This window comes from Sporosarcina sp. USHLN248, assembly GCF_037144575.1.
GTDB classification, from domain to species: domain Bacteria; phylum Bacillota; class Bacilli; order Bacillales_A; family Planococcaceae; genus Sporosarcina; species Sporosarcina contaminans.
Genome location: NZ_JBBCZC010000041.1, coordinates 21,498 through 33,380, shown reverse-complemented (window position 1 = coordinate 33,380; position 11,883 = coordinate 21,498). Strand labels below are relative to the sequence as shown.

The window sequence follows — 11,883 nt, the reverse complement described above, 5'->3', positions numbered from 1 at the left end:
ACTAACTCTAGTCGCCATTAAAAAAACACCTCCGAATTGATTTCATAAGGTTCAATACCCTATTTTCAACGAAAGGTGTTTTTATTTGTCTCATTTTCTTAGGTCAGTTCCCATTATCTTCAAACATCGGTAAGGTTTTTACTTGTAAATGCAATGTTTGCCCATTTTTATTGTGTGTCGTTATTTCATAAGAAGAGAACCCCGAAAAATCATAGATTTGTCCGTTAGCTAATTCGCATCTTTTTCCAATAACATCTTCTGGACGATAACCGAAAATAGATTCAACAGCCCTATTTATCTCAATTACAAAGCCATTTCTATCTAAAATAAAAATCGGATCTGGATTATGCTTGATCAACGAATGATATATATTTGCAGGAACTCCATTTAATATGCTTTCCATAATAATTCCTCCTGTACATATTTTACCATCGGAATTGTTGTGAACAAGCAATTTTTCTATAATGATAAAATGTTTTTTTAGGTGAATATCAAGCATTAAACAGTGCTTTATAAGACAATTGTATAAATCGTTTTCACCTAAGACGTAATGCTAAAATAAAATTGCTGAATAAGTCGTTTGACCTAAATTGGCAGTGGGTATATTAGGCATGAAGGAGCGATTTTATGTATAAATACGAAACAAAATTCTTAATGATCGAACTGAATAGGCTCTATATAGATGTTGAGAGATGTCCTTTATGTGTTAAAGGAGAAATAAAAACGGATATTCGACTATTGGAGGACGCAATTCATTATCTGATGAATGGTGGACAAGTAGCTGAATAAAAACATCAGTTACAACACCAACAGTATGCTATGCCGTTTTACTTTGATAGACGCTCTAATGTGAAAAGACACCAATACAATCCAAATTTAAACGAATTGGTGTCTTTCTCTTTCGTATTTTTTTATCCTATCGGTTTCTATTTTCGACCTGGGTAATCCAATTTAGATCTGCTTCTAAATGCAGCAATGTACCTGTAATTAATAAATATTTATTCTCATCTCCATCTATTAGTAATTGTGTTTTCAATTGGGTTAATTCCATAACCGCTTCTATAATCATCGCTTTTTGTTGCTCTAACATTACCTTTTCGTCAGTGAATTGAATCGTTCGGGCACAGCTCCATTTAAAGAAGAAGTCCTCCTTAGTCGAATGATAAGGAACTGGTTGTAGTAGCCAGTCTTTTAACTCTTCCTTCCCTTTTGACTCGATTTCATATATTCTTCTTTCTTGATCATCCACCCCTGGCGAGGAAACAAGCTCATCACGCATTAATCGATCCAGAGTTGTATAAATTTGCCCCGGGTTGATTTTTCCTTTCACGCCTAATAGAGAATCCAACTTTAATTTCAAATCGTATCCATGATGTTTGTGAAGGAATAATAATGTTAATATCCCATATTTTACTGACAATCTATCAACCTTCTTTGAGTGATGTTTGGATATCCATTTTACTTACACTTCTGCTTGAAATATAGGCTGCACAAAGGCTTAATGAAATTCCGGCAATTATAGAAAGCATCATATCGAACACAGGTAATTGGAATGACATAAATCCATCCATCAGCTCAGATTTACTTGTTATAAATATAAGCAACACACCCGTGCCAATGCCTCCTATGACTCCTGATAGCCCAATAATTACACCTTCAGATAAAATCATATTTCGAACCTGTTCCTTTGTAAAGCCGATTGCACGCATTGTGCCGATTTCCGAAATACGTTCCAACGTATTCATTAATAATGTATTTGCTGTGCCAACACTCGCTAATCCAATGATCAAAATCAACATTACTAAAAGGAGTTCGTTCATTCCAGAAACTGCCGAAGTTGTAGATTTTATCTCATCCTCTACAGTTTGAACTTTTGAAAGATGTCCACCAAAATCCGACCATAACTGATCACGTATGGAATCGTTCGCTGCACGATTGCTTACAGTAAGCAAAAGGTCAAAACTATTTGTCCACCCAAAAATGTTCTGCATGTTAGTTTCATCGATAAATGCGACGTATCCTGCATAATGAGATGACTTCACGACCCCGATTACTTTAAAGAACTGTTCACCATTAGGTGTATTCATGAGAATGCGTTGACCAATTGATCCTCCCCATTCATTGAAGGCACGATTTCCAAGCAACACAGAAGGCCCTTCTCTTAGATTTTCATATTGAATATGATTTTGGGCATTTTCAAATAGAGTTGGCCCATTTTCATTCACAGATAGAACGGAAAATTGCCTTCTTTCCCCGTTAATTGTTTCCCATGTTATAGGGGTTGCTTCTGTTAATGTTTGTACATTGGTAACAGTATTATAAGAAGCGATTGCAGATAGATCTTCATCAGACCATGGTGTCTCTGAAGTGACTCTTATATCTCCTCCAAACGTATGCCTGATATCTTTTTCATAACCTTCTGGTGCCGCTGCAACGGCTGCACCGAGCAACAATATAATTGAAATGCCAATTGAAAGTATAACCGCAGTATTACTGTTGCGGTTAATTTGTTGGTAGACATTTTGAGTTGCCAATGTAATAGGAAAACGTAAAAAGAATTTTGAAATGGATTTGATTACTTTGCTTAAACCGATAATTATCCATGGGAAGATAAGAATAACACCTAACAGAGTAGCCGCATATGAAATTGGATGATCAATAAACACGAACAACAGCAGCCCAATCGAAACAATCCCCCTATAATATAAATGTTTTTGTATAATGTCCCGAAAGTCTACCTCTTTTAATGTTAATAAAATCGAGGTCTTGCCTGCATAATAAATTGGAAAAAGAGAAAATACTATTGGAAACAGCAATCCTATAATTATGGATACAATCATAGGGTACATCCAATTTAATGTGTAAACCATATCAAACTCGAAAACACTGAGAAGGGCTTTCATAAATAAATCTCCAAGCCAAATACCGATCGGTACACCAACGATTGTGCCAACAAGCGATAGAAGTAATATTTCGGTTAGAACGACTTTGGAAACGGCAAATTGTGTATAGCCAAGGCTTTTCATAATCGCAAATTCTTTTTTTCTCTCAATAACAGTCGTATAAATCATATTAAATACAATAAACCCACTAATAAAGATCGATAATCCAGCAATTAAATAAAAGAAAGTATATAAACCTCCAATATCATTGCTCTGGAGATCATCAGCTACTACGGGTTCAATATAAGCGTTTGTACCACGGAATTGAGCTTGCATTGAGTGGAATAATTCCTCACCATCGTCACTCGTCTGAAAACGCATATAGGAAATTTCATCTTCAATCCCCGTCCATTCCCTTACCATATGGAGCGGAGCCATTACACGAAAACTTGTCGAGGCAGCGCGTTCCCAATTATTAGGGCTCGCAAGCAATTGTGTGTACTCAACGATTGCGGAAACCTTTGCTTCCCCTAAATTGGAAAATCGAACTACGTCTCCTACTCCAACCTCTAACAGTGTTGCGACTGCTTGCGTTAAAACGATTCCGTCATTATCCAAGTTTCCTTCGATTACTGGAAGCGTTAATAGCGGACTTGTTTGATCACTCACACCGGTAATTCGCACAGACCTTTCATTCAGCGAATAATTGCCATCAAGCTCAAAAAATGCTTGCTTATCTAAGGCAAGTAATGTGTTGGAAACGGATGGATCATCCTGTATCGGCGAAATCAATTTTTCGGAAAATGTATGATCGTCACTTAAAACCCAATAATCCGCATTCGCCACATACATTTGCTCATAATAGTTAAAAACATCATTTGTTGTTTTATCGGCGATGAGCATAGATGTAAAAAAGGATGTTCCTAAAATAATTGCCAGCAAAGTAAAAAAGACTCTTTTCTTGTTTTGCGTCATATTACGCCATGAAATTCGCCAAATACTTAGCATAGTCACTGTCCTTTCTAGAAATCTCTTGATCGACTACTCCATCTTTAAAAAGGATGATTCGGTCCGCAAAACCAGCTGCAAAAATATCATGGGTTACCATTACAATCGTTTGTTTATAGTCCCGATGAAACTTCGACAATAACGTTAGTATTTCTTCAGCCCTTACCCTATCTAAATTCCCTGTCGGTTCATCGGCCAATAAAACAGTTGGGTTAGTAACGAGTGCTCTTGCGATTGCTACTCGTTGCTGCTGACCGCCACTAAGCAATTTCGCTTGTTTGCTCTCTAACCCTTCCAATCCGACAGTTTGTATAAACTCATGAATCAATTTTTCATATTCCTTTGAAAGTTTTCCATCAGCATGTAGAGGAAAAGCGATGTTTTCCTCAACAGTTAAATTGGGCAACAGCTGGTAGTTTTGAAATACAAAGCCTATTTGCCGTCTTCGAAACACTGTTCTATCTTTTTCCTTCATCTCGTTTAACATTTTATGGCTTATTTGAATTTCTCCAGTCGTTGGCGTATCAAGCCCCCCAAGTAATTGGAGCAATGTACTTTTTCCAGACCCACTCGGCCCCATTATTGCTACGAACTCTCCTTCTTCAATATGTAAATGAACCCCTTTCAACACTTCTGTTTTCTCTTGACCTTGATAAAATTCCTTTGTAACATTATTCACTTTGATCATGTCTTAACTCCCTCCTCTATTCTGTCCATATTATATACTAAGTATATAAATAAGTGAATTAAAATTAGCTTTATCTTGATGATTTATAAATAAAAAGCGTATTAACAATAAAAAAAACACCTACCTTATATATACTAAGTATACAAAGATAAGTGATTTATTAAGTAGTCATCATAATGTAGAATTGACTATCAAAAAATTGGAATGCCATTCATTTTTATTTATAGTTCAGATTATACTTTCAACTGTTTCATCCTCAAGGTTAAAACATTTTCCCCCATTAATTGCTTCTTCTCTCAATAAGATTGATCCCTATTCCCATCGCTACCGTTCCAATTAACAACATTATGATAAGTGACATCGTAATATCAGCTATGCCAGCATTATAGAAAACCACCGATAAAATCGCATCCATTGCATGTTTTAAAGGAAATAAATCCGCAATGAATAATAAAATAGGATTGGTGATCGTTCCTGGCATCATATATGCACCACTAATAAGTGGAATGAGCGGAATAAAAGAAGGGTAGACCGCGTAAAATTGTTCCGGCGTTCTTACCAAACCAGTGATTAACATTGCGACGCTTATCATACTAAATGTAAAAAACGCAGAAATCAAAATAATGATCCATAAATTATCGCCTACGTCATAGTTTAGAATATACTTGAATACTAATAGCACAACGGTTATTTGGAAAAGCGTAATTAAAAAACTATAGATGATGTATCCTAAATACATGCTCTCTTTGCCCATCGGTGACATTTTGAGTCGATCCCAAATTCCCGAAACCTTATCTTGCATAACATTATTAACTTTAAAACCAGCGATGAACATCGAAACTAAAAAAGTAAAAGCGAATAATAATTGAGTACGAATATCGTAGTTTGGAATTTCTTCATTATCAAGTCCTTGAGATACTACCTGGAAGGGCGCATTGGATAAGTAGTCTTCAATTTCACTACGGAACTTTTCTTCGTCCTCAGATTGGGTAATTGCTGCTATTTGAGCCTCACGTAAAAACACTTTTTCAACATGCTGACGTACAAAAGAGACTCCTGGCAGTTCATTTGCTGCGACAAGTTGGTAATCCGACTCCATTAACTTCACTGCCACATCGGCATTCCCATCTCTCACATCTTGACGCGCTTGATCTGGTTCAGTGATTACAAATTGAATGGCATGATTATCATTTAACAGCACTTCCCACTTAGATTCAATAGCTATAGCATTTTCATCATCGCTGAAAATTGGGACAACTGTAGGTGTGTAGGCTCCTCGAGCAAACAAGAGGGTAGCAAGAATACTGCCCATAATAAAAAGCAAAACGGTTAACGGATTTCTTTTATCCTTAGAAAATTGTGCCCAAATGACTGATTTCATTGCGTCACCCCCCTTTTCGGATAAAGGGATAAACTAACAACTATACATAGTACAAAAAAAGCGATAAGTGTCATGCTCGGTATAAGTAATTCATGTAACTCCTCGAACTGTATCCAATTTGTCATCATCGATAACGATAGACCATTCGGCGTCCACTCACCAACTTGTTTCAGCCAATCAGGAAATACGTAAATCGGAACAAAATTTCCGCCCATTACACCGAATAACAATATAACGAGCATAAAAATTCCGTTTGCCGCATCGGTATTTTTCATTCTAAGAGATATAGAAGTGAAAACTGCAGTCAGCCCCGATATCGCTAGAGAAAACACCGTTACGACTCCTATTGCCCCTACCCAAAAGGTTGCGGATCGGCCATGAAATACATCAAGAATTAAGTGAGATGCAACCAATACTATCAGAATTTGTAACCAAACCAAACAAAATGTAGATACTATTTTGCCAATCAGAAACTGAATCGGATTGCTATTTGTCAACATAATGCGGTTAAATACTTGCTGCCTTATTTCCACTCCTGTTTTTGTACCAATCGTAGCCGCTAAAAACAACGAAAAAAGCACTCCCATTGCAACCGTAAAATATTGAGAGAGCGTAAAGCCCCCTGCTGTACTTAACTTCTCGATTCCACCTTCGGGAACGGATACTTCCTCTATTTCAGCCCCCTCAATTCCTTGTAATACATATTGAAAGTTCACATTGTCTATGAAGCCTTCAATGATATTTAATAATATTTGGTTATGATTCGTTTCCTTATCTATTTGATATTGCAATGAAATCGTCGGTTTCTCTTTTGTGTATGCCGCATATAAGCTATTTACCGTAAATCCTTTTGGTATGACTAAAAGGCCGTCTAAATCACCTGAATCTACCTTCTCTATTGCCTCTTGATAGTTAAGTGAATGAATTGTCACCCATTCCTTAATTTCATTGCTCGTTAGGTAATCGACCAACTTCTCTGTCGGCATAAATAAGCTCATCTGCTCAGCAATTGTGTCTGCTTCGGCCTCATTTACTGAGGCTTCTTTTATCAATTTCTCTCTCAGTTGAGCAATCGAATCTTCTTCATTGTCTTGATTGACGACCGCCAATTGTAGGTCAAGAGACAATTCTTCGTCATTGCCGATCAATCCGGCAAACGCAAAATTCAGTATGATCACTAAAAGAATAGGAAGTGAAAGTGTAATGATGATTTCCTTGCGATCTCGTAAAAATAATAGAAAATCTTTTTTAATAAAACTGCGCATAGCAACACCCCCCTTAATTTCGCAACTTTCGACCTGTTAAATGAAGGAATACATCTTCTAAAGTAGGTGTCTCCGTTTGGTAATTAATAATTTGTACATGGTGTTTATTGGCAAGATGTACAAGCTCACTGATCAAATTGGTTCCTTTTTTTGCGATGATTTTCATATGCAAAGGAGATGATTCCACTTTACGTACAACATCTATTTTTACAACCGACTCCATAAAAGCTTCATCTGCTCGATTCAATCCAAGTTTTATCGTATCTTCCGTCGATAGAATGCCTAATAACTCCGACTTTGTTCCAGAAGCTATGATTTCACCATGGTCCATAATGTACAATCTGTCACAAAGCTGCTCAACTTCCTCCATATAATGACTAGTATATAAGATTGTAGTTCCTTTCTCTCTATTTAACTGACGTACCGTTTGCAAAATATGATTTCTTGATTGCGGATCAATCCCTACAGTCGGTTCGTCTAAGATTAGGATTTGCGGTTCATGCAATAATGCTGCAGCAATATTTAATCTGCGCTTCATACCTCCTGAAAAAGTTTTCACTAAATCTTTTTTCCGCTCCTCTAACCCGACAATTTCGATAACTTCTTCTATCCTTTTTTCCAAGTTTTTACCTGTCAATTTATAAATAGATCCGAAGAATTTTAAATTCTCATAAGCTGAAAGTTCTTGGTATAATGCAATTTCCTGCGGTACCACACCTAAAACCTTTCTAATTTCTGATGGTTTTTCAATCGTATTCATTCCATTCAACTTTATTTCACCAGTAGTAGGCTTCAGTAATGTCGAAATCATGGAAATCGTCGTAGACTTCCCAGCTCCGTTCGGTCCCAATAAACCTACCGATTCTCCATGATCCAAATATAAATTGACTTCTTGCACAGCCTTCTTGCCTTTAAAAGATTTACTTAAACGAATGGCTTCAAGCATTCCAATCTTTCCTCCTTTTCGTAAAGATCATATTCTGTACTTGAATCATAAAACAAAAAAACCGAAGCCACTACTGACCTCGGTCATCTATTAAACAAACTGCTATTACTTTCGTCATTTTAACTTCAATCAACAGTAGTTTTTCATTTTAGTAAGCAGTTCGGTAAACTTCTGCTCACATAATAGTAGCCCCTCTATCCATCGCTCCAGCTAATTCACACTATACTTCACACGATGTGATGGCGAATCGCATAAATCGCTAATTGCGTGCGATCCCTTAACTCCAACTTATTCAGTATATGGCTCGTTTGATTTTTAACAGTGCCGACGGATAAACTTAATCGATCTGCTACTTCCTTATTATTCAAACCTTCACCAATGCATTTTAATATCGCTCTTTCCCTCGGCGTCAAAGTCGGATCGATTGGTGTCTCAACCTTTTGATGAATTAAAGCAGGGATCACTTTGGCAGCTACTTGATCTTCTAAAGAAAGTCCTCCGTCAATTGCACTTTTTATCGAACGTATAAGTGATTCTGTATCCCCATTTTTCAACATATAGCCATTTACGCCTAATTTGAGGGATTCCATAACATATTGCTGATCATCAAAAGTTGTCAGCATAAGGATTTTCATTTTTGGAAAACGAGCTCGTAAAATTTTTGCGGCTTCAATTCCATCCATTACAGGCATCCGGATATCTAATATGACGACATCGAAAAATTGGCGATTGCATAACTGGATTGCTTCTTTTCCATTGTCGGCTTCACCAGTCACTTTAATAAGTTCATCTGTTTCGATCATCGCCTTTAAGCCTTGTCGCACCATTACTTGATCCTCTGCAAGCAAAACGTTAATAATGCTACTCGCCCCTTTCCTTTAACCCAATATGGCCCCTCACTATAAAATGACGACCGTCATGCTGGATTTCCAATAATCCGCCCGCTTTTTCCAATCGTTCCCGCATCGCTTTCAAGCCATAGCCTTCCTGAAATAAAGGATTAGGGTCTGTTATGTTTACGACTTCAAAACGAAAGACACTTCCGCCTGGGCACTCAAACATTACTTGGGCCTCTTTAGCGGAACTGTGTTTCATAATATTCGTTAGCGCTTCCTGTACGGCACGATAAATCACAAACGATTGCTCTCCTGTTAATGGAGCTGCGAATGCACCATGCTTGACGGAAAAATTGATTTTCATATAGCTTTCCAATTCCAACTTACGTATTAAACGAATGACACCTATTAGTCCGCCTACTTCCTTCTGTTTAAAAGACTTTACGGCCCTTCTTGTTTCATCCAAGCTTTGCTCAGCAAGAATTTTCAAACGATTTATCTTTTCTTTGTCCTGATCAGCTGCAGTTAAACGGAATGCCTCAAATTGCATTAAAAGGGAAGTCAGCTTATGGCCAACTGAGTCGTGTATTTCATGGCCAATCAACATACGCTCATCCTGTCTTGCCCTCTCTTCCTCCGTCATAAGTAGCCTTTTCATCTTTCTGTATTCATCTAACAGTGCAGCATTTCGATTGCCCACTTCCCTTTCCCTATGGCAAACGACTTGATAGTGCAGCATACCAATTATCAATAAAAGATAAAAAAGTATACACCATACAACGAACGTTTTATTAGTATCTACATTTACCATAATCCAAGCAATACATCCTACTTGTACACTAATGACCGCAAGACTTTTCATCCGAGAAAGGTAAAAAACAGCTTCACCGATCATTAGCATTTGTACTAAAAATACAAATGGATTTAACTGATTGTTTATCGGAAAAAAGATGATCACTGCTGTCAATGCCTGTATGCAAAATAAAAATGTTTGCAGCATAGGTCTGTATCTAAAAACAGGCAGAAGGAACAAGACAGTAAAAAACAAACAGATGCCCAAAATTCGAATTTCGTTTAAGCTTTCTGACATACTGATAATGGCAGATGCCCATACTATACAGTGAATTGTAAGCCATATAAAGTATGTATTCTTCATCTATTTAGACTCCTTGAAATTGTAACAGCTTCGTTCCAGCCAAAATCTCATCATTATATTGTTGATCATTATTAGTTTCTGTAATTGTAAAGCTATAAATGAAAATGCCTTTACTTACAGTTGCATTGACCATTACCCCTCTAAATTGTTCCTTTTCAGCTCATTTAATAATTCCTTTTCAATTTCTTCATTACTAACGATCGTGGGCATTTCTTCTTCCATTTGAAAATGCGAAGAAATAATCCTTAATTGTTGAAGAATTGCAGACAATGTAAGCAATGCAAATACCATTATTACAATGATAGCGATCATAAATAAATTCAATAACATTCCTCACACACCTTTGGCAAATTTTTTAAAACAAATATCTTGTGACGATAGTATATGTTAAGACCATTTAACCAATTTCATCGTAAACTTCTTATAAAACATGAAAAAAGATAACGAAGCCTTGTAATTTGATGAGAAAAAACTACTGTCAATAAGCTTATTCTATTCATATCTTACCATTATAGTTATTTTACATAAAAGAAAATTTAGATGTTTGAATGGTAAAAGGCCATCGCAGCAATGCCATGGCCCTCTAATTCATCGTTATTTCTCACAAGCCCACCCATCTTTATCTCGATCATGCTTAGATGCGTAAGCAGGATGGCTGCTTTTTACGCCGTGAGGATAATACTTTCTCAATTCTGTGCAATTCTTAAATGAAGTCGGTGCTCCCGGGATGACATATGTTCCTGAAGACAAATTACCGTTTTGTTTTGGTTTCGAACGAACTTTCGACGTTGGCTTTGTTGTCTGCTTAGCAGTCGCCGGCTTGTCAGCAGTTTTACCGCAGCTACTAGAAATAGAATGCTTTACTCCATCTGTAGTAACCGTAATATTACAATGATCTGCTGTCTTCTATGTCTTTGCCCCAACATTTTTCAGACGTGCCTCAACCGCCGCATGTGGAGGATCTTTCTTATCGTAAGATAAAATAGCTGCTTGTGGTTTCACATTGCTTATAAATGCCGCTGAGCTACTTGCGTTTGAACCGTGCTGGCCATTTTTTAGATCAGTTGCTGCAACATCATATTTGGATCGGATTTGATCTTCGATTGCAATGTTTGCATCGCTCATTAATAAAAACGATACTTTGTTATACGTAAGCTTCAAAACGATTGATGCATCAGCTCCATTACTCGCATTTTGATTCACATGTAGCACTCGAATAATCATATTAGAATCGAACGGAAGCTTGTCCAACTCTTTCGGTACAGAAACCTTAATCTTTTTTTCTTTTACGATAGAATTCAAGTCGGCATACACTTTGGAATTGTCAGTATACCCTGACTCAATGAAAGTAGATACTGTAAATGCCTTCAGTACATCAACTAACCCGCCAATATGGTCTTCTTGATTATTTGTCGCCACAACATAATCCAATTTTTTTATTTTTTTATCCTTCAAGAATTCAACGACATACTTTCCAGCTGATTTTGGTCCCCCGTCAATAAGCATATTTTTTCCGTCTGGCGACTGTATCAATATTGAGTCGCCCTGCCCAACATTTATAAAATGCACCTTTAATTCACTAGTAGCTGCATTTGAACGATTAGGAAAGAAACCAATCAACAATACGAAAGCAATAACCAATGATGCTACCTTTTTCATTATAGCCCTCCTCTATCGATATACCTATTATCATAGTATATAAATATATGAATTGTCTATAA

Annotated in this window: 12 protein-coding genes and 1 pseudogene; 1 reads left to right on the top strand and 12 read right to left on the bottom strand. The window is 36.9% G+C overall.

Annotation, left to right across the window (positions count from 1 at the left end):
- Window positions 1-103 precede the first annotated feature (103 nt).
- A complete protein-coding gene (locus tag WFH04_RS14925; RefSeq protein ID WP_336824850.1) occupies window positions 104-403 on the bottom strand; it encodes a PAS domain S-box protein in 300 nt (99 codons plus the stop codon).
- Between the two features lie 224 nt (window positions 404-627).
- On the opposite strand from WFH04_RS14925, the gene WFH04_RS14920 reads away from it, so the two are divergent.
- Window positions 628-789 (top strand): hypothetical protein, encoded by a 162-nt coding sequence (locus tag WFH04_RS14920; RefSeq protein ID WP_336824849.1) that lies wholly within the window; start codon window positions 628-630, stop codon window positions 787-789.
- Window positions 790-916: 127 nt separating this feature from the next.
- On the opposite strand, the gene WFH04_RS14915 is transcribed toward WFH04_RS14920, so the two are convergent.
- The 11 genes and pseudogenes from WFH04_RS14915 to WFH04_RS14865 form a co-directional block, all read right to left on the bottom strand.
- Window positions 917-1,420 carry a PadR family transcriptional regulator gene (locus WFH04_RS14915; RefSeq protein WP_336824848.1) on the bottom strand — a complete coding sequence of 168 codons (504 nt, stop codon included), beginning with the start codon at window positions 1,418-1,420 and terminating at the stop codon, window positions 917-919.
- 4 nt (window positions 1,421-1,424) lie between these two features.
- On the bottom strand, window positions 1,425-3,890 hold the full coding sequence (locus WFH04_RS14910; protein WP_336824847.1) for an ABC transporter permease: 2,466 nt from the start codon (window positions 3,888-3,890) through the stop codon (window positions 1,425-1,427).
- A complete protein-coding gene (locus tag WFH04_RS14905) occupies window positions 3,859-4,578 on the bottom strand; it encodes an ABC transporter ATP-binding protein (RefSeq protein WP_336824846.1) in 720 nt (239 codons plus the stop codon). Before WFH04_RS14905 ends, WFH04_RS14910 begins: the two co-directional genes overlap by 32 nt.
- A gap of 280 nt (window positions 4,579-4,858) precedes the next feature.
- Entirely contained in the window at window positions 4,859-5,959 is a 1,101-nt protein-coding gene (locus WFH04_RS14900; RefSeq protein WP_336824845.1) for an ABC transporter permease, read from the bottom strand.
- Window positions 5,956-7,224: an ABC transporter permease gene (locus tag WFH04_RS14895; RefSeq protein WP_336824844.1), complete on the bottom strand. Its 1,269-nt coding sequence runs from the start codon at window positions 7,222-7,224 to the stop codon at window positions 5,956-5,958. Before WFH04_RS14895 ends, WFH04_RS14900 begins: the two co-directional genes overlap by 4 nt.
- Window positions 7,225-7,237: 13 nt before the next feature.
- Window positions 7,238-8,170 (bottom strand): ABC transporter ATP-binding protein, encoded by a 933-nt coding sequence (locus tag WFH04_RS14890; RefSeq protein ID WP_336824843.1) that lies wholly within the window; start codon window positions 8,168-8,170, stop codon window positions 7,238-7,240.
- A 227-nt stretch (window positions 8,171-8,397) separates the two neighbouring features.
- On the bottom strand, window positions 8,398-9,030 hold the full coding sequence (locus WFH04_RS14885) for a response regulator (protein WP_336824851.1): 633 nt from the start codon (window positions 9,028-9,030) through the stop codon (window positions 8,398-8,400).
- 1 nt (window position 9,031) lies between these two features.
- Window positions 9,032-10,162 carry a sensor histidine kinase gene (locus WFH04_RS14880; protein ID WP_336824842.1) on the bottom strand — a complete coding sequence of 377 codons (1,131 nt, stop codon included), beginning with the start codon at window positions 10,160-10,162 and terminating at the stop codon, window positions 9,032-9,034.
- A gap of 132 nt (window positions 10,163-10,294) precedes the next feature.
- Window positions 10,295-10,492, bottom strand: coding sequence for a hypothetical protein (locus WFH04_RS14875; RefSeq protein ID WP_336824841.1), 198 nt, complete (start codon window positions 10,490-10,492; stop codon window positions 10,295-10,297).
- A 264-nt stretch (window positions 10,493-10,756) separates the two neighbouring features.
- Window positions 10,757-10,873, bottom strand: a pseudogene (locus tag WFH04_RS14870) (excalibur calcium-binding domain-containing protein); the annotation flags it as partial.
- A 195-nt stretch (window positions 10,874-11,068) separates the two neighbouring features.
- Window positions 11,069-11,821, bottom strand: coding sequence for a ComEC/Rec2 family competence protein (locus tag WFH04_RS14865; RefSeq protein WP_336824840.1), 753 nt, complete (start codon window positions 11,819-11,821; stop codon window positions 11,069-11,071).
- Between the last annotated feature and the right edge of the window lie 62 nt (window positions 11,822-11,883).

What these genes read in the sequence shown, in the direction of transcription:
- WFH04_RS14865 (WP_336824840.1), bottom strand. Translation starts at nt 11,821, where the DNA reads ATGAAAAAGGTAGCATCATTGGTTATTGCTTTCGTATTGTTGATTGGT.
- WFH04_RS14875 (WP_336824841.1), bottom strand. Translation starts at nt 10,492, where the DNA reads ATGTTATTGAATTTATTTATGATCGCTATCATTGTAATAATGGTATTT.
- WFH04_RS14900 (WP_336824845.1), bottom strand. Translation starts at nt 5,959, where the DNA reads ATGAAATCAGTCATTTGGGCACAATTTTCTAAGGATAAAAGAAATCCG.
- WFH04_RS14920 (WP_336824849.1), top strand. Translation starts at nt 628, where the DNA reads ATGTATAAATACGAAACAAAATTCTTAATGATCGAACTGAATAGGCTC.
- WFH04_RS14890 (WP_336824843.1), bottom strand. Translation starts at nt 8,170, where the DNA reads ATGCTTGAAGCCATTCGTTTAAGTAAATCTTTTAAAGGCAAGAAGGCT.
- WFH04_RS14880 (WP_336824842.1), bottom strand. Translation starts at nt 10,162, where the DNA reads ATGAAGAATACATACTTTATATGGCTTACAATTCACTGTATAGTATGG.
- WFH04_RS14910 (WP_336824847.1), bottom strand. Translation starts at nt 3,890, where the DNA reads ATGCTAAGTATTTGGCGAATTTCATGGCGTAATATGACGCAAAACAAG.
- WFH04_RS14895 (WP_336824844.1), bottom strand. Translation starts at nt 7,224, where the DNA reads ATGCGCAGTTTTATTAAAAAAGATTTTCTATTATTTTTACGAGATCGC.
- WFH04_RS14925 (WP_336824850.1), bottom strand. Translation starts at nt 403, where the DNA reads ATGGAAAGCATATTAAATGGAGTTCCTGCAAATATATATCATTCGTTG.
- WFH04_RS14905 (WP_336824846.1), bottom strand. Translation starts at nt 4,578, where the DNA reads ATGATCAAAGTGAATAATGTTACAAAGGAATTTTATCAAGGTCAAGAG.